Annotated in this window: 20 protein-coding genes; 7 read left to right on the plus strand and 13 right to left on the minus strand. The window is 53.1% G+C overall.

Features of this window, described 5'->3' with window-relative positions; genetic code table 11:
- Nucleotides 1-73: 73 nt before the first annotated feature.
- Together PKO01S_RS23335 and PKO01S_RS23340 are read right to left on the minus strand one after the other, a co-directional pair.
- Nucleotides 74-772, minus strand: a complete 699-nt coding sequence (locus PKO01S_RS23335) for a MarR family winged helix-turn-helix transcriptional regulator (protein ID WP_127533855.1) — start codon at nucleotides 770-772, stop codon at nucleotides 74-76.
- A 241-nt stretch (nucleotides 773-1,013) separates the two neighbouring features.
- The gene (locus PKO01S_RS23340) at nucleotides 1,014-2,840 is read right to left on the minus strand and encodes an ABC transporter ATP-binding protein (RefSeq protein WP_127533856.1); all 1,827 of its coding nucleotides are present in this window, start codon (nucleotides 2,838-2,840) and stop codon (nucleotides 1,014-1,016) included.
- 441 nt (nucleotides 2,841-3,281) lie between these two features.
- On the opposite strand from PKO01S_RS23340, the gene PKO01S_RS23345 reads away from it, so the two are divergent.
- Nucleotides 3,282-3,572: an ArsR/SmtB family transcription factor gene (locus PKO01S_RS23345; protein WP_127533857.1), complete on the plus strand. Its 291-nt coding sequence runs from the start codon at nucleotides 3,282-3,284 to the stop codon at nucleotides 3,570-3,572.
- Nucleotides 3,573-3,908: 336 nt separating this feature from the next.
- Nucleotides 3,909-6,509 (plus strand): FAD-dependent oxidoreductase, encoded by a 2,601-nt coding sequence (locus PKO01S_RS23350; protein WP_127533858.1) that lies wholly within the window; start codon nucleotides 3,909-3,911, stop codon nucleotides 6,507-6,509.
- 73 nt (nucleotides 6,510-6,582) lie between these two features.
- On the opposite strand, the gene PKO01S_RS23355 is transcribed toward PKO01S_RS23350, so the two are convergent.
- Both PKO01S_RS23355 and PKO01S_RS23360 read right to left on the minus strand, forming a co-directional pair.
- Complete coding sequence (locus tag PKO01S_RS23355) at nucleotides 6,583-6,990, minus strand: VOC family protein (RefSeq protein WP_218031501.1); 408 nt, start codon at nucleotides 6,988-6,990, stop codon at nucleotides 6,583-6,585.
- Between the two features lie 185 nt (nucleotides 6,991-7,175).
- Nucleotides 7,176-8,408, minus strand: coding sequence for an MFS transporter (locus PKO01S_RS23360; protein ID WP_127533859.1), 1,233 nt, complete (start codon nucleotides 8,406-8,408; stop codon nucleotides 7,176-7,178).
- Nucleotides 8,409-8,691: 283 nt separating this feature from the next.
- Between PKO01S_RS23360 and PKO01S_RS23365 the strand changes: the two genes are divergently transcribed.
- The 4 genes from PKO01S_RS23365 (at nucleotide 8,692) to PKO01S_RS23380 (ending at nucleotide 12,573) form a co-directional block, all read left to right on the plus strand.
- The gene (locus PKO01S_RS23365) at nucleotides 8,692-9,720 is read left to right on the plus strand and encodes an NADH:flavin oxidoreductase/NADH oxidase (protein WP_127533860.1); all 1,029 of its coding nucleotides are present in this window, start codon (nucleotides 8,692-8,694) and stop codon (nucleotides 9,718-9,720) included.
- A 970-nt stretch (nucleotides 9,721-10,690) separates the two neighbouring features.
- Nucleotides 10,691-11,641 (plus strand): LLM class flavin-dependent oxidoreductase, encoded by a 951-nt coding sequence (locus tag PKO01S_RS23370; protein ID WP_127533861.1) that lies wholly within the window; start codon nucleotides 10,691-10,693, stop codon nucleotides 11,639-11,641.
- Nucleotides 11,642-12,169: 528 nt separating this feature from the next.
- A complete protein-coding gene (locus PKO01S_RS29460) occupies nucleotides 12,170-12,271 on the plus strand; it encodes a patatin-like phospholipase family protein (RefSeq protein WP_246070699.1) in 102 nt (33 codons plus the stop codon).
- Nucleotides 12,272-12,279: 8 nt separating this feature from the next.
- Nucleotides 12,280-12,573 (plus strand): hypothetical protein, encoded by a 294-nt coding sequence (locus tag PKO01S_RS23380; RefSeq protein ID WP_127533863.1) that lies wholly within the window; start codon nucleotides 12,280-12,282, stop codon nucleotides 12,571-12,573.
- A gap of 51 nt (nucleotides 12,574-12,624) precedes the next feature.
- Here the strand turns inward: PKO01S_RS23380 and PKO01S_RS23385 are convergent, their stop codons facing one another.
- Both PKO01S_RS23385 and thrC read right to left on the minus strand, forming a co-directional pair.
- Nucleotides 12,625-13,164, minus strand: coding sequence for a hypothetical protein (locus tag PKO01S_RS23385; RefSeq protein ID WP_127533864.1), 540 nt, complete (start codon nucleotides 13,162-13,164; stop codon nucleotides 12,625-12,627).
- A gap of 289 nt (nucleotides 13,165-13,453) precedes the next feature.
- On the minus strand, nucleotides 13,454-14,854 hold the full coding sequence (gene thrC, locus PKO01S_RS23390; protein WP_127533865.1) for a threonine synthase: 1,401 nt from the start codon (nucleotides 14,852-14,854) through the stop codon (nucleotides 13,454-13,456).
- A 178-nt stretch (nucleotides 14,855-15,032) separates the two neighbouring features.
- On the opposite strand from thrC, the gene PKO01S_RS23395 reads away from it, so the two are divergent.
- Complete coding sequence (locus PKO01S_RS23395; protein WP_164779723.1) at nucleotides 15,033-16,175, plus strand: acyltransferase; 1,143 nt, start codon at nucleotides 15,033-15,035, stop codon at nucleotides 16,173-16,175.
- An 851-nt stretch (nucleotides 16,176-17,026) separates the two neighbouring features.
- On the opposite strand, the gene PKO01S_RS23400 is transcribed toward PKO01S_RS23395, so the two are convergent.
- The 7 genes from PKO01S_RS23400 to PKO01S_RS23430 all read right to left on the minus strand — a co-directional run bounded on the left by PKO01S_RS23400 (nucleotide 17,027) and on the right by PKO01S_RS23430 (nucleotide 24,525).
- Nucleotides 17,027-17,314: a hypothetical protein gene (locus PKO01S_RS23400; protein WP_127533867.1), complete on the minus strand. Its 288-nt coding sequence runs from the start codon at nucleotides 17,312-17,314 to the stop codon at nucleotides 17,027-17,029.
- A gap of 86 nt (nucleotides 17,315-17,400) precedes the next feature.
- The gene (locus PKO01S_RS23405; protein ID WP_127533868.1) at nucleotides 17,401-18,639 is read right to left on the minus strand and encodes a DUF445 domain-containing protein; all 1,239 of its coding nucleotides are present in this window, start codon (nucleotides 18,637-18,639) and stop codon (nucleotides 17,401-17,403) included.
- 163 nt (nucleotides 18,640-18,802) lie between these two features.
- Nucleotides 18,803-19,423, minus strand: a complete 621-nt coding sequence (locus PKO01S_RS23410) for a hypothetical protein (RefSeq protein WP_127533869.1) — start codon at nucleotides 19,421-19,423, stop codon at nucleotides 18,803-18,805.
- A 213-nt stretch (nucleotides 19,424-19,636) separates the two neighbouring features.
- Nucleotides 19,637-21,115: an ABC transporter substrate-binding protein gene (locus PKO01S_RS23415; RefSeq protein WP_127533870.1), complete on the minus strand. Its 1,479-nt coding sequence runs from the start codon at nucleotides 21,113-21,115 to the stop codon at nucleotides 19,637-19,639.
- A gap of 156 nt (nucleotides 21,116-21,271) precedes the next feature.
- A complete protein-coding gene (locus PKO01S_RS23420; protein WP_127533871.1) occupies nucleotides 21,272-22,147 on the minus strand; it encodes a carbohydrate ABC transporter permease in 876 nt (291 codons plus the stop codon).
- A gap of 1 nt (nucleotide 22,148) precedes the next feature.
- Entirely contained in the window at nucleotides 22,149-23,078 is a 930-nt protein-coding gene (locus PKO01S_RS23425) for a carbohydrate ABC transporter permease (RefSeq protein WP_127533872.1), read from the minus strand.
- A 97-nt stretch (nucleotides 23,079-23,175) separates the two neighbouring features.
- Nucleotides 23,176-24,525 (minus strand): response regulator transcription factor, encoded by a 1,350-nt coding sequence (locus PKO01S_RS23430; RefSeq protein WP_127533873.1) that lies wholly within the window; start codon nucleotides 24,523-24,525, stop codon nucleotides 23,176-23,178.
- Between the last annotated feature and the right edge of the window lie 17 nt (nucleotides 24,526-24,542).

Below are 24,542 nucleotides of genomic sequence, written 5' to 3' on the forward strand. Positions count from 1 at the left end.
TGCGCACTCCCTTCTAGCCAATAGCGCAGATTCTTCTGCTCTATTCACCTGCTGCACACTCACACTCACTTCATTATTCCTGATGGAATGTTGGCAAATAACGCCTCAGTCGACGCGTGGTAGAACAATCGGCCGACCTCAGATATCCTTTCATACATATTTGTCTGAGTAAGCGACCTACGTATGCCTGATTCATTCCTACTTTGTCTGCAACTTCCCCCGGTGTCATTGGCGCGCCTGCAGCTATGATCGTATGTACGATTTGCGCCTCGCGGAGGCTCAGAAGTTCCTCTTTCTTCTCCATGCCCCCGTACCACTTGCCCAATAGATGAAGAATCATCTGCTGGCATTTGCGCGTCTGCTGTTCGAGATCATCGACCGAGAAGCGGAAAACGCGCCAGTCGTCCAGTACAAGTTGGTTTTGCCGCATCAGTCCGTCTGCGAACGAACGCCGGCTAGCCTGCTGTACATGCGGACCGTACCCGTCAATCTCAATACATATCCGATACGGCGGACGGATATAAGCAAAATCTACAAACCGTGCTTTGTCCCGGTAATCGGTCAACGCATACTCCGGGTACAAATGCTTAAAATGTCCGACTGCCGGCAACCAGATCTGTGTCGCGAACAGCTTTTCCGCATACTGATGTCCTTCTTCCAACCTCCGCCGCTCTTCCCCTTTCCTGCTCTTTAAGTGCCCCTCAATCCATGCCTTATACAAATCCCGCGATATATTAGTATCCGTTTTCTGCTGAGCGCCGACCGCTGCCATCCACCCATTCCTCCTCTTTGAACATAAAAAGCCGCCTTCTCCGCACGAGTCGGAAAAGACGGCGTATGCTTTACGCTGCCAGTTGTACACGGTTATATGTCACTTGCACTTAATATTACCATACTGCTGGCTGTAGATGCTACACACATCCACATGCTTCAATTCACAGCGCATCCGCAGAGAGTATCGTACCCGTCAGCTCAACCCTCTGATACAGGCTAACCATGTCACCAGCCTACAGCTACAGCTGCAACTGCTTCAAGTTGTAAAACTCGCCTTTCGCCGCCATCAGCTCGTCGAAGGAGCCGACTTCAACGATACGACCCTGCTTCATGACCGCGATGCGGTCGGCATCGCGGATTGTCGACAGCCGGTGAGCGACGATGAACGTCGTTCTCCCCTTGATCAGTTGCTGCATCGCCTTCTGCACATGATGCTCCGACTGGTTGTCGAGCGCGGACGTCGCTTCATCAAGAATGATGACGCGCGGATCGCGGATGAGCGCGCGGGCGATAGCGATCCGCTGGCGCTGGCCGCCGGACAGCTTGCCGCCATGCTCGCCGACCATCGTATCAAGGCCTTGAGGCAGACGGTCGACCATCTCCGCCAGGTTCGCCATTTCGACGACTCGGTTCACCTGTTCGTCGGTAATATTTTTGAGACCGTACGTAATGTTGTCCCGGATCGAACCCGAGAACAAAATCGTCGTCTGCGGCACAACCGACAACCGCTTGCGGTACGTCGACAGGTTGATCGTCGCCAGATCGACGCCATCGACGAGCACCTGCCCCGAAGTCGGTGTCAGAAATCCTGTGACAAGGTTCAGCACCGTCGACTTGCCCGCGCCGGATTCACCGACGAATGCGATGCACTCGCCCTCTTGCACATCCAGCGTCACGCCGTCGAGCACATGATGCTCATTCCCCGGATACACGAGCTTCACGTCGCGGAAAGTGAAGGCGCCGCTAATTTCTCTTAGCTTCAGCTTGCCGGTATTGTCCTCGATCTCGGGCGAACGGAGAATTTCGCGGATCGAATGAATGGACTCGAACCCTTTGGCAATGCTCGGATAGACATTCAAGAGCGCCGTGATGGAGCCGAGAATCATGCCGAAGAAGCCCTGATACATGACGACGTCGCCCACCGGTATTTCCCCTTTGTAAGCCAGATAAATCGTGAAGACGAGACAGCCGACCTGGAACAGCTGGAACAGCACCCAGTTCGACGAACCGAAGAACGCTTCGACGATATCGAGCCGATACCCTTTGCCCTGCAGCGTGCGGAGCGTGGAGTCCATTTTGTCGATCTCAACCTTCTCTAGACCGTGTGCGCGCGTTACCGGAATCATCTCGACCATCTCGGATACACGGGATGACATCTGCTCGATCTCGCGGCGGAATTCTTTGTTCGTGCTGCGGATTTTACGGCGGAACAAGTAGATAACGAGCACCGAAGCCGGAATGGTCATGATGAAGAACATCGACACCGTCCAGCTGTTGCGCGCCGTCAGCACGAACGCGATGATAATGTTAATGATCGACGGGAGGAACGAGGACATGAGCTGCTTCGATAGTCCCTCCACCGCCTCCGCGTCGCGGAGAACCTTCGATTGCAGCTTGCCCGCTTGCAGCTCGCGGTGATACGTGATCGACAATTGCTGAAGCTTGCGGACGAGCGCGCTCCGAAGTCCCGCTTCGACATGGCGGATCGCCCGGCTCATAAAGGATATGTAATAGTGCGCTGTCGGAATGTTTTGTACGATGGACACGCCGAGCACGATGAAGTTGATCCACAGCTCCCGAGTCGAATGCGCCGACGGGTTCGTCGCGATGTTGATCAGGTTCGCGGTAACGATCGGAAGAATAAATACCGGCGAATGCTTGATCATAAAAAAGATAAGCGAAATGAGCAGGTTCGCTTTATTGCCTTGGTAAAGCGTCAACAAGAATCGGAGCGGACTTTGCGTCTGTTCCATCGCGGCGGCTTCGAATGTACGCTCGTAATCGACGACGGGTGACGGAGCTGCTGCTGCCGATGACGTCTGATTGGCCGCTGCTATTTTACTCATGATGCATCTATCCCTTCTACTGTACACGTTCGCGTTCCAATCGAGTGGAAACTGAACTAATCGTATGGGAATCGATGGCGGCTGTAAATGGAGTCGAATCGGCGCGATTGCTCATATTTCGCCATATAGGAGGATCTGAACCTTCCTGCGGACGGCAGCGGTCTGTTTTTACGCGATTTCATCGTTATGTGGCGGCTTTCGGGCAGTATCAAAAAAGTGAAGAGCCCGCTCGTACGGCCCGTCGGAGCCTCATTGTTCGTTGTGGCGATGTTCTTATGGTATTTGGTTCTGGCCCTCATTCGACATTTTGCTTGTTCTATTAATCGATATATTCTAATATTACGATATTACGATTTAAAGAGATGAATATGAATATGTAGTCCGTTCGCCGCTATGTGCGAAGGAACCTATACGTTGAACCCAAGGCGGTGAATCGTTCGAATGGAACCCAATATTCAATCGTTTCACGAAGCGGCAGAGCTCCTTAAGGCGCTCGCGCATCCCGTGCGGTTGTGCATCGTGAGCGGGTTGTTGGATAAAGACAGCTGCAACGTGACCTATATGCAGCAATGTTTGTCGCTGCCGCAGTCGACCGTCTCGCAGCATCTGGCAAAGCTTCGTGCTGCCGGCGTCATCGAGGCGGAACGAAGCGGATTAGAGGTGCGTTACCGTATACGCAACGAACGGGTGAAGCATTTAGTGCGGGCGCTCACGGCGTCAGATGAGCAGTAGTCCGGATTGGCGGTGGGGTACACTACTCCCGCGCATTGCGGCAATTAAATTCAATGGCTGCATTTTATGCAGGCATTAGATGTCATAAGCACAATGCAAAGCGTAATGAATGTATTTGGTGCAGGCTTTTCGAGCCGATATGACATTCCAGCATCATAAGGCTACGAAATTCCTGCACTTTTTGCAGGTACCAAGGCCGTATGAGTGACGCAGCACAAAAAGGATGTATTTGGTGCAGGCTTTGTTCGATCGTATGCTTCCGATGCAGCCTCTTGCTGTATCTCCCCCGCTAACCGCGGGCTAATAAATTTCGCATTTAAGTTTTAGGAGGACACCATGACCACACCAAACCATAAACCTAAAAGAGTCGTTATCGTCGGCGGCGTTGCAGGAGGCGCTTCGGCGGCTGCTCGGCTGCGCAGGCTGGACGAGCAGGCCGAAATTATTTTGCTGGAGAAGGGCGAGCATATTTCGTTCGCGAACTGCGGTTTGCCCTATCATATCGGCGGTACTATCGCGAACCGCGATAAGCTGCTTGTACAGACACCGGCAGCGATGAAGCAGCGGTTCGGCATCGACGTGCGGACCGAGAGCGAAGCGACGGCTATCCATACGGAGAGCAAATGCGTAACGGTTAAAAAAGAAGACGGCACCACCTACGAGCTGCCATATGATGCACTCGTGCTGTCGCCCGGCGCTAAGCCCCGCCGTCCAGCCATTGATGGACTGGACGCTTGCCGCAACGTTTACTCTCTGCGCAGCTTGCGGGATATGGACCGCATCATGTCTCATCTCGATGCGAATCCGTCCGAGCGCGCCGTCGTCATCGGCGGCGGCTTCATCGGCGTCGAAACGGCCGAGAATCTCCGTGAACGCGGAATCGACGTGACACTCGTGCAATCCGGTCCCCATATTCTTGCACCGTTCGATTCCGAACTGGCGGTGCTGCTCGAGCAAGAGTTGGAGCGGCGCGGCGTTGCTCTCGTTCTTAATCAGTCCGTTTCGCGCATCCGCGAAGAAGGCGGCGAATCCGTGCTGACGCTTGGCGACGGCTCCGAGCTGCGGGCAGGACTGATCTTGCTGGCTACCGGCGTTCAACCGGATTCCGGCTTCCTTGCCGGAAGCGGAATTACGCTAGGCAGCGACGGCCACATCATCGTCAATGAACGGATGCAGACAAGCGCTCCTGACGTCTACGCCGTCGGCGACGCAGTTATGACGACGCATTATATTACGGAGAAGCCAATCGCGATTCCGCTGGCTGGACCTGCGAATAAACAAGGACGCATCGTTGCGGATATTATCAGCGGTCTGCCGACGACTTATAAAGGCACGCAAGGCACCTCGATTGTCAAAGTGTTCGATCTGACTGGCGCATCGACCGGCTTAAATGCGCGCGAGCTGCGCAATTCCGGCATCCCGTTCGAGGCGGTTCATCTGCATCCGCAGCCGCACGCCTCCTATTATCCGGGCGGCTCGCCGATGTCGCTGAAGCTGCTCTTCGGCCAAGACGGCCGCGTTCTCGGCGCTCAAGCGGTCGGCTTCACCGGCGTCGACAAACGGATCGACGTCATCGCAACCGTCATCCGACTCGGCGGTACCGTCACCGATCTGACGGAGCTGGAGCTTGCCTATGCGCCTCCCTACTCATCCGCGAAAGATCCAGTCAATATGGCCGGCTACATGGCGGAAAATGTACTGAGCGGTTTGACCGACGTTTATCATACGGAGCATCTTGACGAGCGCGACCCGAATACGACGATGCTTATCGACGTACGTACGCCGATCGAATTCGGCAACGGATCCATCCCGGGAGCCGTCAATATTCCGGTCGACGAGCTGCGCGATCGACTCGGGGAGCTCGATTCGGAGCGGACGATCTGGGTGTTCTGCCAAGTCGGCCTTCGCGGCTATACCGCTTCGCGCATTCTTGCACAGCACGGCTACCGTGTCCGCAATCTGTCCGGCGGTTACCGGACTTACAAGGCGTCGAAGTTCACCCCGCAAGGGCCAGGCGGCGGAAATGGCGGACCTACACGTCCAGCAGGCAGCGGTACAACAGGCGAATCGGCAAACTCCGCAGCAGCGGCAGCGAAAGGTACGGTAAACAGCATGAACAGCCCCTCTTTCATTAGCGTTACTCAGACAAGCGTGAATCATACTGGCGAGGCAACAACAGCATCTCCCGAGAAGCTTGACGCTTGCGGCTTATGCTGTCCAGGCCCGCTTATTCAAGTGAAGGATGCAATGGATCAGCTAGAGGACGGCAGCCTTCTCGAAGTAAAAGCAACCGATCCCGGCTTCTACGAGGACATTCGCGCTTGGGGCGAGATGACCCGCAATGAGGTTGTCGACATTGTCAAAGACGGTGGCGTCATTACAGCAACGCTTCGCAAAGGCGCCTCAAACAGCGGCCCAGCCCATGCCCATTCCGCAACAGCTTTGACCGGAGCAGCTGCTCCGGCTAAGGACGGTGCGACGTTCATCGTCTTCGACGGCAGCTTGGACAAAGGAATCGCTTCGTTCATTCTCGCCAATGGCGCAGCGGCAGCCGGCAAGAAGGTAACGATGTTCTTCACCTTCTGGGGACTCAATATGCTTCGTAAAGCATCGGCACCTCCGGTTCAGAAGACGATCGTCGAGAAAATGTTCGGCTGGATGATGCCGCAAGGCTCCAAGAAGCTGCCGTTATCCAACATGCAAATGTTCGGCATTGGACCGAAGATGATCCGAGCCGTTATGAAAAGCAAAAATATAGCCTCGCTCGAAGAGCTGATGGATTCGGCCAAGCGCCAAGGCGTCGAAATCGTCGCCTGCCAGATGTCGATGGACGTCATGGGTATCAAGCGCGAAGAACTGATCGACGGCATTACCGTTGGCGGCGTCGGCTACTATCTCGGGCAAGCGGATAAAGCCGGCACGAACTTATTTATTTAATAACAAGAGAAAGGCTCTCCCTGCTGTCATCTGCATCAACTGATGACAGCAGGGAGAGCCTTTTATTATTTCATCAAAGTTCAGTCCATGCGTTCGATAGCTCGATTAGATTGCCGTCCGGATCCCGGACATACACCGACTCTAACGGTCCTGTCGCGCCTGTGCGCCTAATCGGACCTGCCTCGATTTCCACATCGCTAGCCTCTAGGTGGAGGATGATATCCTTCAGCGGCGTCGGCGACAGGAAGCAAAGATCGGCTGAGCCCGGTACGGGAACAGCCGCCTTCGGCTCGAACTCCTTGCCGTGCTCGTGCAGATTAATTTTCTGGCTGCCGAATTGCAACGCGCGTCGTCCGCCGCCGAACGTGACCGATTCCATCCCGAGCACATTTTCATAAAATTGGATGGTCCGCTGCAAATCCCTTACCGTCAATACCAAATGGTCCAGCCGATCAATTACGATAGATGTTTGCGAAGTCATGTTCACTCCTCCGTATCCCTTTACTCGGACAACTTCTTCCAATCAAACCAGCTTATACAGCGTTACCTCGTAGTCGTCGAACAATATATCTAAATTCCATTATAAACCAACCATCCAACTCCCTTGAATAAAAAAAAAGTCCGCCACCGCCAACCAGGCCGTGTACGGACGTTTCGTTATTCAACTTACGGCTTCTTCGCAGCTGCGCTGCGCTCGCGGGGCAGCAGGAATGCGAGCAAGCCGAGCAGCGGCAGGAAGCTTGCGATCAGCATCATATCGGCGCGGCCGAGCGTATCCGAGATCTTGCCGAGCACGACAGCGCCGACGGCACCCATGCCGAATGCGAGACCGGTAATAAGGCCAGACGCCATTCCGATACTGCCAGGCAGCAACTGCTGCGCATAGACGACGCTGACGGAGAAGCCGGATTGCAGAATTAATCCGGTCATGAACATGACGGGATAGATCCAGAACTGCGAGACGTGCGGCAGCAGCAGTGCGAACGGCGCTGCGCCTGCAACGGAGAGCACGATCATTTTTTTCAATCCAATCTTATCGGCAAGAATCCCCCCGAAGAACGTACCGATAACGCCGGCCGCCATGTACAGGAACACCGGCACCTGCGCCGCTTTCTTAGACAGACCGTACTGATCCTCAGCAAAAAATTGATAAAATGTCGAGATGCCCGCGAAGTACCACGACCGCGCGAACACGATCAACACAAGCAGCAGCATCGCGTATCCAATGACCTTCCGGCTCATCGGCCTGAAGGAAGCTGCAGCGGAAGCCGCCCGCTTCTGCGGTTTACCCTGCTCTCGCAGCTGCGTCCGGTACCATGGAGCTACGCGGCTTAAGAGTACGATCGCGATTAAGGCGATAACAGTGCCCCAGATCGCTCCCCGCTGGCCGAGCGGCAAGAAAATAAAGATCGTCATGAGCGGCGCAAGCGCTTGACCGAAGTTGCCGCCCACCTGATAGATGGACTGGGCGAACCCTTTGCGGCCGCCTGCGGCGAAATGGACGACGCGCGAACCCTCCGGATGGAAGACGGCGGAACCAAGGCCGATCAGAATAACACCGCCGAGCAGTGTCCAGAAGCTTGGCGCGAACGCCAAGATAACCATGCCGATGAGACTTAATCCCATGCCGATCGGCAGCATGAACGGCATTGGTCTTTTGTCCGAATACAACCCTACGACGGGCTGCATCACGGAAGATGTCATATTGAGCGTAAATACGATCCAGCCCAACTGGATATCATTAAGAGTCAAAGAATCCTGAATGACGGGGAACAGTGCGGTGACGACGGATTGCATCGCATCGTTGAGCAAATGCGAAGCGCTGATGGCGAACAGAATAGAGTAGACCGTTGCGGTTGTAACCGCTCGAAGCCGGCCTGTGTCAGCGACGCTGGACATAACTTTTCAACTCCTATGTATGGACTTCACAGCTTCAACCTGATGCTAAGGAAGATACCACACCTTACGTGCGCGTGACAATCCTTTTACCCGAATAAAGACGTATACACCGATCAACTTTTAGGACTATAATGGGAATTGAGATCGCCTTTATTGAGGAACTACACCACATGAACGACCCTGTATCGAGAATAGTTTCACCTTCAACGGCTATTTTGTACTTACAAGCTTATTTAAAAGCTACAGATTCTGATGGGGGAAAAAATATCGGAGGTACGCAGACATGACCGCAAACTTAGCTACACCATTTGAAATAGACGGATTCTCATTGAAGAACCGAATCGTTATGCCGCCAATGTGCCAATACTCCGTCACCGCTCAGGACGGCAAGCCGAACGACTGGCATTATATTCATTACGTTTCGCGGGCTATTGGCGGAGCTGGACTGATCAATATCGAGATGACCAACGTTGAACCTGACGGACGCATTACGAACCAATGCCTCGGCTTATGGTCGGACGACCAAATTCCGGGCTTCGCGCGCATCATCGATGCCGTGCACCAATACGATACGAAGATCGGCATTCAGATCGCTCATGCCGGACGCAAATCGAACGACGCACCTCAGCCGGTCAGCTCGACGAACGTCGCTTTCAGCAGCCAATACAAGCAGCCCCGCGCGCTCACGACCGACGAAACGAAGCGGATGGTCGAGCTGTTCCGTGACGCGATCGTACGCGCGGTGAAAGCAGGCTTCGATACAGTGCAGCTGCATGGCGCGCACGGGTACTTGATCCACCAGTTCCACTCGCCAGGCACGAACGACCGGACCGACGTATACGGTGACGATCCGGCCCGCTTCGGCATCGAAATCATTCAAGCGGCGAAGAGCGTACTCCCTTCGCACGTGAAGCTTCAAATGCGCGTATCGGCAGCGGACTACGGCGAAGGCGGCTACGATCTGAACTACGGCGTCGAGCTGTGCCGCAAATATAAGGACGCGGGCGTCGATATTTTCGACATTTCGAGCGGCGGCGGCACGTCGACGAACCCGCAGAACCTCGGCGGCGGCATCTATCCGGGCTATCAGCTCCATATGGCCCGCGCCGTGAAGGAAGCGACCGGCCTGCCGGTCATCGCGGTCGGCCTGCTCGACGAACCGAAGCTTGCGCAGTCCGCCGTTGCCAGCGGCGACTGTGATCTCGTCGCAATCGGACGCGCCATGCTGCGCGACCCGTACTGGGCGCTGCACGCTCAACAGGCGACAGGCGCACAGGTCTCACCGCCGAAGGCTTACGAACGCGGATATTAATAAATTTTAAAAGCCTGTCCCTTAGCATGCGCTGTCGAATGTACGGCGACGCATGCTTAGGGGCAGGCTTTTTTGGTGTATTCAGAATCTGCCTACTCTGTCCCGCCTTCGAGGAAGCCGGGACAGAGTAGGCTACTTGATATCGGGTACCGGCGATTTCCTGTCCGGTGCACCGCGTTCCTCGGCTACTTGTACAATCACACGCGTGCGGCGGTTCGGTCAGCCGTTGCCGAGCTTATGCAAGATGCGTCCGTCACCCTTCAGATCGTCCGCATACGGCATCGGAGCACCGGGCCGGGAGGCCAACCGGCAGACAAGTCCCCACACTCGCCCCCTGTTCTCGTCTGTAATCCGGTAATGCAGCCAGGGCTGCAGACGTCCGTTTAGCAGACGTTCCGCTTTCGCAATATATTGCGCGTCATCGCATTCAGTCGTTCCCGACGCTCGAAATACGGCCCTTCGTACGAACGGCGTTCTCCATGCTCTCCGAACTTACAGAACAAAACGAATGGCAGAGCCGGGCACCGGCTCGCACCGTCCTTGCTCTGCCCGGCACGTGACCTTGCCGTATTAAGGTTCGGTTCTTTGCTCCAGCCGCTATCCATCCCGTATAGCACCCGATTGAGGCCCCTGATCATATACCTCGCATGCCCACATGTTGTATTGTCTGTATTTAAATCGGCAAATTAGTCCGACTGTTCTGACTTTCTTTTCTTCATAATATTTAAGCAACTTAGAACGAATTATATCCCCTGTTTTTAATAGAACAGTAAATCTGCAAGAGGCTATACTATCACTATAGCTAATATCAAATATTTCAAGCCCCTGCTTTAAGGAGCGCACACCTTTTAGAATTGAATTCTTCTTCTTTATTACCGAATTTACTGTTTACGACAATTTTGTTGTTATGCGGAGCGCTGTGTGATTGATATATTTATTAATTTGAATATTTAGGAGGCATTATTGATTTATGAAACTGAATTGGTATTGGCAATTCCCTCACGATCTAGGTAGTAGGAAGTCTATCGCTGATAGTCTTAAGTTTATTTATCAATTGGATAATCATGGGTTTACAGGATCATTAGTATATTTCCATCATACCTCTTTAGACCCATGGATTACTGCCCTTGCTATTATTAATAATAGTGAAAAGCATGTCCCTCTTTTAGCAATGCAGCCTTACACAATGCTACCAACAACTTCTGCTTCAATGATTCACTCCATATCTTTGTTAAATAAAAGAAAAGTTAATTTAAATTTGGTTACAGGGTTTTTATCTGAGGAATTAATAGAAATCGGAGATCAATTGGATAAGTCTCAACGGTATGATCGGATCAAAGAGTATTCATATATTATCCGAAGTCTATTAACTTCTCATGAACCAATCACTTTTGAAGGGACATATTACAAATTAAACGAATTTACAAATAACTTTTATGTGGAAAGGGAGCTTTTACCGAATATATTTATGCCATACACATCTAATACAAATGAAGGGTTTCAAGCTTTAATATCGTCAGCAGACACAGCGGTGACAATTCCAAAAAGCTTTAGTGATTTTAAAGCTAGTTTCGTTAATAGATTTGAAAATGTATCAACTGAAATGTGTGTTAAATTACAAATCGTAGCAAGAGAGACTCATGATGATGCACTAAATTTTCTACGGGAAAGAGATGGTGACTTTAGGAAGAGATCAATTAGAAAGAGGCTAGATATTAATCATAATTTGTTAGATGAACAAGAAATAAAATTATTTTTTCCGATGATTGATTCAAGTGGTCCAATTATCATGGGTAATTATGAGGAAGTCGTAAGTTATTTGCGCCGATATGTGGATTCAGGGGTTAGGAATTTTATTGTCCCCAACATAAGCAATCCAATTGAATTGATCCATTTCAATCAAATTATGAAGATGATTTAACCATCATTCGTTTAGGGTCTGTTTATTATTAATAATAAATCTTTCTTATTAGGAATTCCCCCCACAAGGTAGAAAAAATTGCTTCCTCGCCATTAACAATACACCTGTCTTTACCGGAAATACGATATCCGCTTGTTCAAATTTCAAAGTTGAGAATCAATCAGTCATTAGCATTGCTGATAAAGACCATGCATGGCGGCATCTCAATTTCTTTGATATCCTTGTTACATCCACGCTGAGCTTCCAAAGTCATCTCATCTAATGGCTTTGCAGAACCGATTACCGTTGTTCCTTCTTCGAACGCAACTATGCTCGGCAGCCACATGGTAGGCGAGCCGATGCTCGTCCACAATCAGAACGGCGAATAGCGACCTAGCCGATCACATATATTAGGATGTCGTTATCCGATAATAGAAATTTCATTGCTGTCGATTGGAATTAAATGCATAGGAGTGGAGGCTTATTAATGCAGATGCGGTATTCGCCGGCGGCGGCGTCAAAGGCATTACATTCGCCGCAGCGATTGACGTGTTCGAGAAAGCCGGCTATACGTGGCATCAGGTTGCCGGCACTTCCGCAGGCTCCATCGTCGCGGCTCTCCTCGCTGCCGGTTACGGTCCGCCGAACTGAAGCAAATTATGGTGTCGATGCACTTCAGCGGTCTGCTCGGCCGCGGACGCCTGCACCGAATTCCGCTCGTCGGTCCGGCTCTTCATCTGCTGATCAAGCAAGGGCTTTACAACAGCGCGCGGACGATTTTTATCCCGACGGATGAAGTCCCTTCCACCCGCTTCTCGCTCAGCGATAACGATATCGTCTACCTTGACCAGTCGGGCCGAGATGCTGCGGAAGCATTCCTCGCCGGCTGGGATTTCGACTGCTATAAACAGCAGTACCGTACCACTGCCGCTGATATGAAGCAAGATGAGTAGACAAAAACAATCCCCGCAGCCGCTTCATCGCGGTTACGAGGATTGTTGTCATTAATATTTCCGTTCGTCATCGCGGCCGCTCACCGAGCGCGACATGAGCAGAAGAAGTCCGCCAATGACGATGAGCGATGCGGTCAAACCTTGCAAGCCGTTGAACGAGACGATGGCGCCAAGCGAGAGCAGAGCGAAGAACAGAACCGCGCAACTGCCGAGCACGAATACCGGGAGCAGCAGCCAGAAGATGCGGTAACCGAAAATATAAAACTCCAGCAAGCCGAATGCAACTGCGAGCATAAAGCCAGGCCATACCGAGCCCCATGCGTCGAACAGCATGCCCGCCTGGCACGTCAACCCCGTGACGACGAGTATGCCGCCGGGAATGAGCATTCCTGCGGATTGCTTCGTTCTTTTGTACAAATAAGCCACATGAAAAAATATTCCGATCGGCAATACGAATAACGTTGGCCAGAAGTATGCGAAAATGTTGCTCGGCTCAGCATAAGAACGCCCGTCTGTCGCCTGAGCTTGAATGAGCAGCCAGACGATGCCTGCCGCGATGGCGATCATGCCGTAATTGCGCCTCGTAGTCATCGATTAATCCTCCTAGTAAATGTCGGTCTTGCACGTGAACACCTTTGCTGCAATCAGCTTAACACCGCGGCTTCGGCGTTGTAAATGCTTCCGGCGCAAAACCCGACCCGAGACGGAGGCGCCCTACATCCTCCGAACAAGCGGAGGTGGAGCGGCGGACCGACAACCTCTTTTTCTCGCTGCACCTAGGGTGCGGTTCGGAAGTGGAGGGTGCGCTTCCCTTGGTATTAGTATATGCAGAAAAAGGCATCATCCCTCGAGGATGATGCCTTTCTCATATGCTTATTATTTAAGCGCGCTGATGGTAAAATTGCTCCAGCTGCTCCGCGATCACTTCCGAATCGCCGTCGACGATCGTCTGGCGCTGCGGCTTGTCGAACAGAACGGAGATTTCCGCCGGGAACGACTGCTTGATGCCCGTTAGCTGCACCGCTTCATCGAACTTCGCTGGGTGAGCCGTCGCGAGCGAGATGATGACGCTCTCCGAACCGCCGCGCTGCTCAGCAGCCGCTACGCCGCATGCCGAGTGCGGATCGAGAATGTAGCCCGATGCTGCCTCATAACGTTTGATCGTATCGAGGCAATCGTCGTTGCTGACGCCGTATGCGCCGAACTCGGCTCGGACTTTATGCTGCACCTCTTCCGATACGGACAGGCTGCCTTCCGCACGGAATGCGTTCATCAGCGTGTCGATCGTTGCTGCATCTTCGCCAAGCACGTAGTACAGGTAGCGTTCGAAGTTGCTTGCAACTTGGATATCCATCGATGGACTGTGCGTCATGCGGAAATTGTCCGGCTGGTAGACGCCCGTATCGACGAACCGCTCCAAAATGTTGTTCGCGTTCGTCGCGATGATCAGGCGGTCGACCGGCAGACCCATGCGCTTCGCGAGATAGCCCGCGAAGATGTCGCCGAAGTTACCCGATGGTACGCTGAAGCTTACTTGCTCTGCACCCGTCTCTTCTTGAACGCGGAAGTACGAGTAGAAGTAGTACACCGTCTGCGCAATAATGCGGACGATGTTGATCGAGTTGATCGCGCACAGATTGTTCTTCGTCTTGAAGTCGATGTCGGCGAACATATCTTTAATGATGCGCTGGCAATCGTCGAAGTTGCCGTGCACGGACAGGTTGAGGACGTTGTCTTCCTTCACCGTCGTCATTTGCAGCTCCTGCACCTTGCTCACTTTGCCATGCGGATGGAGGATGCAAATGTTGATGCCTTCCTTGCCGCGAACGCCTTCGATCGACGAAGCGCCCGTATCGCCGGACGTTGCGCCGAGAATGTTGATTTGCAGGTTCCGCTTGCGCGAGACGTACGTATACAATTGGCCCATGAATTGAAGCGCGATATCTTTGAACGCGAACGTTGGACCATGGAACAGCTCGAGCAGGTACAGCTTGTCCTTCAGCTTCGTCACTGGCGTTACTTCCGGGTGACGGAACGTCGAGTAGCTGTCCGTTACGAGCTTCTTCAGGTCGTCCGCTGGAATTTCATTATTCGTATACAGATCCAGAATAGCCAGCGTCAGCTCCTGGTACGAAAGCTTCGACCACGATTTCAGCGTATCGGCAGATACGGCCGGAATTTGTTCCGGAACGAGCAGGCCTCCGTCAGTGGACAACCCCATAAGAAATGCATCGATAAAACCGATTCCGCTAACCTTGCCTCTGGTGCTAATGTACTGCATGCGATTCCCTCCTACTGATGTCGACAGCAATGCCGAGCCAAGCGCCGTCTGCGCTCATAGTCATTTAGATAAATTATACGTGCCGTTGCATCATTCGTGCAAATGTTTATTAACGGTACTCTGTTGTTTCATGATAGAATTTGGAAGAAATCGCAATGGAAGGAATGAAGCATTTGCTGTGAACGAACAATCCGCCTTAACCGCCGAGCCCAGAGGCCGGCTGTCCGAAATTCAGCTCATGCGAGCGATCGCGATGGTCGGTGTCGTGCTTATCCATGCTACTTCCTTCGCTACGGTCCAGATGAAAGCTTCGAGCGTCTACTGGATCTATCATGTACTGAACGTCTCGATGGCGTTCGCGACGCCGACGTTTATTTTTTTGAGCGGCTTCGTTCTGTTCTACAATTATTACGACAAACCGCTCACCCGCAGGACGCTCGGACATTTTTACCGCAAAAGATTGGTATACGTCATCGTTCCATATGTACTCTTCTCTATCATCTATTACGTCCTTTACCATTATGCATACGAGCCCGGCCTGCCGGCAGCGGAAACAATTCATGACTTCTTCGTCAGGCTGGCTACCGGCAGAGCGTACACCCATCTTTATTTCGTCTTCATTATTGCGCAGTTTTATTTGCTGTTTCCGCTTCTGTTGTCATTGCTTCAGAGGTTTCCGGCAACGATCGGGTGGGCGGTTCCGGTCGGTCTGGCCATTCAGTGGGCGTTCTTCTTATGGAATGACGCGTCGCTTCAGCTTCCGAATTTGAAAAGCTGGGCGCCGGCCTACGCTTCGCAATACTTAATCGGCGCCGTTCTCGGCATTTATTATCCGAAGCTGCGGACATGGCTGAACGTCAGCCGCCAGCACGCCACGCCGGGACGGGCCGCCGCTTGGATGCTCGCTCTGCTCGCTTGGCTCGCAGCAGGTGCGGCCATGTTGGCCATCCATTACGATATCCGAATGCACAAGGCGGAATACAGTCCGCTCTTGACCGATGCCCTCTGGACGGCTTATTCGATCACGAGCGCGGTCATGCTGCTGCTTCTATCGCCCGCCCTATCCCGCAGGTTGCCATCGTTGCTCCGAATTCCGCTCGATTCGATTGCAGCGTATTCCTTCGGCATTTACTTATTCCACCCGCTTGTGTTGTTCCTATACAGACAGCATCAACCGGGCGATGCTTCCGCATACCTGCACGTCTGGTACGCCGGAGGCTTCGCTGCTGCGCTTGGCAGTGCTTGGCTCATCACCGCGCTTGCCGCACGCTTCGTGCCCGGCTCAACGCTGCTGTTCGGCGAGCTGCCGAAGCGGCGGTAGCGCCGACCGGAGCCCACGTGCCGTCTGGCGCGGCTATGGCGCACATAGCTAAGGCGCATCGGTGATGATGCCGACCTTTTACGCTAATAAGCCACTGCAGATGCACATCACGCGGTCGTTGTTGCGGTCTCATTGTATTTCATACAACGAATTCCTCGCTATTCACGCGTCTAGGGAGAGCTCGTTGTAGTTCATACAATGGGAAAAGACGAATTAGAACCATTTTCACGGCTTTCGGTCAATTCCGTCGAAATTCGGTTGTACAAACTACAATGAGGGTTCAACGGCCCACCTATCCTGCCCGCCTCATTGTACGAAATACAATCAAACCTAATAAGTGTGGTCGAGCAAACACCATCGTGCAGCCGAACCCTTGCACGCTTGCACTCGTGCTGCACGCAGCATGTAACGTCACGGTCGTCAGTGCGAAACGTCGCAGCGAGCAGTCCACTTATCAGCGCATACACCACACGTTCCAGCCAACAAACTACTATTAGTCCGTGCGCCTCCCGCGTGAGGCGCGACGGCGCGTGACGGCCGCATTCCATGCAGATACCTCAACGTGACTGTGACTGCGGCATTCCACACAGATACCTCAACGTGACTGTGACTGCGGCATTCCACCTGATACCTCAACGTGAGAGTCACGGCGGGCTTTCCACCAGATTCCTCAACGTGACTGTGACTGCGGTATTCCACCTGATACCTCAACGTGCGTGCATGTGCCGGCACATGCACAGGGTGCTACCCGTCCGTCAGGCCGAAACTTGGCAGCAAAACAATCGAACAAACAACAAGGCGGCGCTCAATGAGCGCCGCCTCCTTGTTATATCCGGTCGAACAGTTGCCGTCTATTCGTCGTATTGCGCGTAGCCGTTGTCGAGCAAATACTGCATCTCCGTGTCGAGTATCGTCTCGACGGTCAGTTCGTCCAGCTTCACGTCGCGCTGCTTCAAAATGTAATCGACCAGTTCGTCGCTGTCGATGTCGACTTCGCCGTGCGCGTTCGTATGCGCTTTATCGATAAACGCTTGCTCATACTTCAGTACCAGCCGTACCGTGTCCGCAGCGACTCTCGTCTTCTCGGCGAGATGCGCTACTAGTTCGTCTTCGTTAAAAACATCCTGTTCCTCGCTCATCGAATGATGGCCTCCTTATTCGCTTCCTTGCCTTGCCTAGCTTCGGTCACATTGTAACACGACTTGCTGCCTAATCCAAAATTACCCTACAGCTGGAACAACGCCAGCACGATGCCGACGATAAACCCGCACAGCGCGCCGTTGACCCGAATCCACTGCAGGTCGTTGCCGACCTTGTTCTCGAGCATGTTCACGAGCGCCGCGTCGTCCATTTGATCCAAATTGTCTTTCACCAGCTGCCCGATCCGGTAATGGTTCGTCTCGACCAGATGAATGGCGTAAGCCAGCAGCTTGTTCTCCCAGTTGACGATGCGCTCCGGGTCGCGGTTAAGCCCGCGGACAATCGTGGCGTACAGCTTGAACAATGCTTCGCCGCCTGTCTGCGCCTGCTCTTCCAGCTTCTCCAGCGCAAGCGAACGCAGCTCCTCCAGCCTTGCAAGCATGAACAGCTTGCCTTCGCCGCTCTGCACCATGCCGTGCAGCCGCTCTTGAATACGGCCGATTGCCTCCTCGTTCTCTGCGAATTGGAATAGCCGCACCCGAATTTCCCGCATGATGACATCGCGGTGAGGGCTGTCGTCGCTCTGCAAGCCGCGAATACCGGAAACGAGCATATTCTGAAGCATGCCGCCAATCTTGTCCTCATCCATAAAACCGGCGAACGCCTGAACCGCGAAACCCATGAAACCGCCCATCTTCACTTCGGCGATCTTCTCGGCCGCGATCTTCCCGAGCAGTACGCGCGTCTCTGGCCGCTTCGACCAGCCGAGCGCCTCGCCCAGCACGTAATCGAGCGCCATCTCGTCATAGCCCTTCTCCATCGCTGTCGTCAGCAGCTTATCGGCAACAAGCTTCAGATCAGTGCGCTGCACTACGGACGCGACGGCGGACTGCGCAAGCTCCGCTGCCTTCTCAAGCGGAAGCTGCTGAACCATCGGGATCAGTTCCTCGATGAGCGCTGTCCGCACTTTCCTTCTCGCCGCCAGCTTCGTCAGCAGCCGGCCGGCCAGCTGGAGCAGCTTCAGCTTGCGCAGCCGGTTCTCGATGCTCTCCTTATTCAGCAGCTCATTCTCAAGCGCCGAGATGAGCGCACGGACGATTTTGTCCCGGTTGCGCAGCAGCAGCGACGTATGCGGAATCGGAATGCCCATCGGATGACGGAACAGCGCCGTAACCGCGAACCAGTCGGCGATGCCGCCGACAAGTCCTGCTTCGAAGCCGCCCTGTAGAATAAAGACGAACGTCGTCTCCGGCACAATTAACGTGACGATAAAGCCGCAAGCCATAATGGCAAGCGACAGCACCGCCAAATAACGTGAATTCATGATGCGGACCCCCTATAAGTACTAACTGGTTAGATGAATATGGAAGTAATACGTTCGTACAAATCATAACGTTGCCAGACCTGCAATGTAAACCGTCTAGCGGACGGCAAAAAGACGTTTTGGGACAATTTTCCCCAAAACGCCTGTCTTCCATGCGCGATCATTATGGATTAACGGTGAACGTTACTTTATCTCCTTCAATCTTGTAATCCTGCTTCTTCCCGCCTAATTCCGTATAGAAATCGGCGTAACCCGTCGCTTCATATTGGCCAGGCGGAAAACCGTTCTTATTAAGCTCGTTCAGAAAATTGATATACGCCTTACTGTCTTTCTCTGAATAGCCGCCTCCGCCGTTGTACACTTTCTTGAATGGCACGCCGGGCTTGAGCACCGTCGTGATTAGCGGCTGGTCCATCATGTAGCCGACATCATAATTGTGCATCGTCTCCTTGAGGAAGAAAAAGAACGGCGATGCCGCATGATAGATCGTCATTTCGTCCTGATCTCCAACATACTCCAGTTCAGCCGACAGCGTCGGCTTGCCGCCTGTCTCTTCGGCTGGCTGCTCGACGATCAGCCTATAAACGAAATCGCCCTGCTTCGTCTCGCTGACGCGGGATTCACGCTCAATCTTAGGCTGTTCCTTAGGCTGTTCCTTAGGCTGTTCCTTCGTCTTCCCATCTCCGCAGCCAGCAAGCGCAGCCATGAATACCAACACTATACTCAACATCAGCAGACCCGTTCTGAACGGACGGTCCGCGCTTGTAAGCTTCTTAACCCCCATCTCATGCACCCCCGCCATCTATGACGCGCCGAGCGGCATACAAAGTTGCACCCTATAAGGAAAAGAGCAATACATATCCCGCTCTCGTCTCCTTCATCCTATCAGCACGGCATCGCTGTAGACACCTGTAACCAAGAGCCTTTTAGCGCCGATACGCAAATCAAAGGCTGCAGCCATCATCCAAGATGACGGCTGCAGCCTTATAGCGAAATCCTATTTTACTTCAATTTTGTCGTAGAACTTCTCTTGCATGATCTTCGCTGCTTCGTCGAGCTTCGCCTTATGGTCGACGCCTTTCTTCGAGAACACTTGCTGAACGACGTTCGTCATCTCCGCATAGTAGTCCTGCGTATTGTACTGCGCTTCCGGCTGACCGTCGAGCAGTGCGTTCGATTCCGCTGCGTATTTGTACACGTTGTCGTACTTGTTGAAGATCGCATTCGCTTTCTTGCCGTAGTCGGAGTCTTCTTTGAAGTAGTTCATTTGCGGCGGAATGAAATATTTTCCTTCTGCTTTCCGTGCTTGAATGTCCTTCTCGACCGAAACGAGCCAGTCGTCCGTGAAGTAATCGAACGTGATATAACGGAATGCCATTTCTTGCTCTTCTTTCGACGCATTCGGATTGATAACGAGATAGTCGCCGCCGAGGATGCCGTAATGCTTGCCGCCTGCTTCTGCAGCTGGCATTGGATACGTCAGCACGTCTTCCGGCTTCATGCCGCCTTGGTTAAGCGCTTGCTCGAGCGGACCTTCTGCGCCGGCGACGACCATTGCCGTACGGCCTTGCGAGAATGCGCCGACCGCGTCGCCCCATCCGAGCGCCCAGTCTTTCGGAATCGCGTTCGCGTCCCAACGAAGCTGCTCATACAGCTGCAGCGCTTTCACGCCTGCCTCAGAGTTGAATGCCGCCTTTACTTTGCCGCCTTCGGTATTGATGATTTGGCCGCCTGCTTCGAACAGAAAGTTCGTCCAGTTCCAGCCGGATTCGTTGCCTTTGCCCATGAGTGCGATGCCCGAGACGCCTTTGCCTGGGTCTGCAGCAGCTTTCGCCGTTTTCAACATGTCATCCCAAGTCCAGTCATACGACGGAATGGCTACGTTTTTCGCATCAAGAAGCTTCTTGTTGACGACCGTACTCGTCGAGTAACCTTTTTGCACGACGCCGTACACTTTGCCGTCGATAATGAATTGATTTTGCAGCGTCGGGTTGATTTGATCCTTGAACTCGTATTTGTTCCACAAGTCCGTGATATCTGCCGCCCAGCCGCGCTCGATCAGGAACTTCGCTTCCGTTGCGAACGTGTTGAAGAATGTAGGCGCTTCGTTCGCTGCCATCTTAACGCCGATTTCGTTCACGTTATAATGCCAGTCGCTTTTCTCGATCGTAACGTTCGGATATTTCTCGTTAAAGCGGCGGATTTTGTCATCCTCCAGCTTGCGGTTCTCCACTTGGTCAGGAAGCGGATAATAGATGCTGATCGTAATTTTTTTGTTCAGCAGCTCATCCTCTGCGCTTGGCTGAGCCGTCGCATCGGTCTTCGTGCCTTCATCCGTTGTCGTTGCCGTTTCCGTCTTCGTTGGTTCAGTATTCGCAGTATCTTTCGTATTGTCCTTGTCGCCGCCTCCGCTGCAAGCTGCGAGCATCGTAGCGGACAGTGCAAGAACGGCTGTCGCTGTCATTAACTTTCGCATGCATACTCCCCTTTTCTGTACACAAGGTATTGGTTACAGGCTAATCATATCTCTGCTAAGCCATTCGCACGATGTGCGTCCCTATGACGATTGTGTGCGCTTCTACGCACTGTTGTCAGAATAGAATGAATGTTCCGACTCCTTTGCAATAGTCCATTAGCCCTTGACGCCGCCCAAATGCAAGCCTCTCATAATGAACCGCTGAAGCGTTAGGAATACGATGATCGGCGGCAGCATGACCATGAACAGAATCGCGAACCGGATGTTCAGGTTAAGTCCTCTGGCGCTGATGACATACTTATAAATTGCGGTCGCCAGCGGATATTTGTGATCGCTGTGCATGACGAGCGAAGGCCAGAACCAGTCGTTCCATGCGGTCGAGAAAATGAATATCGCCAGCGTCGAAATGATTGGGACCGACAGCGGAACCGCGAGTTGACCGAAGCAGCGAAGCTCCGATGCACCGTCAATCCGCGCTGCCTCGAACATTTCTTGATGCAAGCTGTCGAAAAAGTTTTTGAGCAACAGCAGGTTGAACGCGCTTGCGCCGGCCGGCAACCAGAACGCTGCGAACGTGTTCACAAGACCGAGATCCTTCAAGTTCAAGAAGTTCGGGATCAAGTACGTTGTCGGCGGAATGAACAGCGTGATCAGGAAGAACATGCTGATGACTTTCGACTTCGGCACATTCATTTTGGATAAACTGAACGCTGCCATACCGAGAACGACGATCGTGACGACAAGATTGCCGACGAAGATCGCCAGCGTGTTGCGCAGGAACAACGGCAGATCGAGGAAGTTCCAGCCTTCCTTAAAATTGCCCCATTGCCACCCGTGCTCCGGAATGAAAGTCGGCGGGAACGAGTTGACCTCCGTGTTCGTCTTGAGCGAGTTGAACATCGCGACGAGAATCGGATACAGCATCGAGCATGCCATTATTAAGACAACCAAATAAATAATACCGTATGTGAGCCGATTCACCGGCTTACGGTGGTCGTAACGGGACATAATACCGCGTTCTTCGTGTTTCATACTAGTTGTCCCCCTTGCTCTGCAGCCGGAACTGGATGACGGCGAGCACGCTGAGCACCATGAACATCAGAACGCCCATCGCGGATGCTACGCCCAGCTCAAGTCTCGTGGTCGCGTATTTCACAATTAACAGTGAGTAAGTGAGTGTCGCGTTCATCGGTCCTCCGTCCAGCATGGCAAGCTGGGCCTGGAAGCCTTGCGAAGTGCCGATCAATTGCAGCAGCAGCATGAGCACGATCAGCCCTTTGACCGATGGAAGCGTAATATGGCGGATACGCATCCATACGCCAGCGCCGTCGATCTCTGCCGCTTCGTACCAGTCGCGAGGGATGCTGAGTACGGCTGCGAGGTAGAGCAGCATCGCGCTGCCGAACTGCTGCCACGTCTCCATGAAGACGATCGAGATCATGGACCATTTCGTATCCGTCATGAAGGCGATGCCTTCTCCTCCGAAAACCTTCGTAATGCCGGCGTTGATCGGACCTACCGAATCATAGAACCAGCGCCACAGTCCGTACAAGACGACGACCGGGATAACGTTCGGCAAGTAAGCCGCCACCCGGAAGAATCCTTGGAACCGGCGGATCTCCGAGATTGCGATCGAGAATACGATCGGCACCCAGAAGCCCATGACGAGAGCGAGCCCCATGTAATACAGCGTGTTGCGGATGGACTTGCCGACGTCTGGATCATCGAATACGGTCTTATAGTTGTCCCAGCCGACGAACGTGTTGCCTTTGACGAAATCGATGTGATAGAAGCTGTACACGAAACCTTTGATGATAGGCAGCCATAGAAAAATGGCGAAAAGAAGAAGGGCGGGCAGCAGAAACAGATAGCCCCAAAGATGCTTCTTCAGGATCTGCACGATGCCCGTCCTTCTCGTCTGGTTCGATTCCGACGGCTGAATCGGAAGTGCTGATTGGTTCATCGTTGTCCCCTCATTCCATTTACGATAGATACCCTCTAATTGTAGAAGCCGTAGTGCTTTAAGCACAGGTGCGTATCTATCGGGATGATGAGCATTATTACTTCTTCAGCTCGCTGGGACTCATGCCGTAGTATTTTTTGAAAATTTTGCTGAAATGCTCCGGCGACTCATAACCGACCCGTTCGGCGATTTCATACCGGCGCATGTCGGTCTCAAGCAGCAGTCGGCGGCTTTCTTCCATTCTAAGCTTCATGACATACTCCCATAGATTCATGCCGATCGTCTTCTTGAACAAGTAGCTGAGGTAATTCGGCGAAACATGGTTATGCTGCGCGACTTCGTGCAGCGTCAGCCCTTTCTGGGCATAATGTTCGTCGATGTAAGCCTTCGCACGCTCAGCGATCCGGTTATGCTGCGCGCGCAGCTCATCCTCGGACGGCTCCTCTTTCGTATATAAGCTTTCATGGAAATCTCCATAATAGAACACATCATGATCCGGATGCCGTTCGTGCCAGCGCAGCGCTTGCAGCGCTTGATCATTCAGCAGCGGCAGATTGTCCAGCCCCTGCATAATCTGGCTGATGCCGACGGCGGAGCTGAGTCCGAGATAGCGCCGGACACTTCGATGAAGGCTGCGTCCGAGCATATCGAGACGCTCGAGCTTGCTCTCCGAAGTCTGCGCATTATCGTAGGACGATTCGTCCCACTGCATAATGATGCTGATCTGCTGATCGCCGGTGTACGAGACGACCGCGTCTCTATCCGACTCCAGCAGCTCGGAGACAATATTAAGCGCTCCATAACGCAGCAGCACCGCATCGCGTTCCGACAGCTTGCGCTGTTCGGCGGCGTTGTCGTGAAGCAGCAATTGCAGCTTCATGACCGCGTAGTACGGACCGTCCAGACGAACGCCGAGCTTCTGCAGCCGCTCGGCTGCAGGCTGCTGTGTACCGTTGCTAGACGTCACCGTTGTGAGCAGTTCGTTGATGAGCTTCGTCTGTGCATCCGACAGCTCCTCCATCCGGAACCGGTCATGCAGCGTCTCCATCGCCTCTTCCTGTGTCTTCGCCCGCTTCTCCAGCTTCAGCAGCACGTTGCGGACCGAGTCGAGCAACTGCGCGCCGTCCAATGGCTTAATCAGATAGTCCTTGGCGCCGAGCCTCATAGCCAATTGAGCATATTGAAACGTCTCGTGGGCAGAGATGACGATAGTCTGTATCCACGGACGAATTAACTTCGCTTGGTGCATGAGCTCTATCCCGCTCATTGCACCCATTTGAATGTCGGTGATGAGCAGATCTATTTCTTCCATACGGATATAATCGAGCGCCTCATATCCGTTATGAGCTACATACAAGCCCTCGATGCCGATGCCCGAGGACGCCAGAAGGCTGCTGAGCCCTTGCCCGATCAACGGCTCGTCGTCGACGATTAGAATGCGGTGCATAGGCACCCTCCTTCACA

The sequence above is a fragment of the Paenibacillus kobensis NBRC 15729 genome (genome assembly GCF_004000825.1).
GTDB lineage: Bacteria > Bacillota > Bacilli > Paenibacillales > Paenibacillaceae > Paenibacillus_T > Paenibacillus_T kobensis.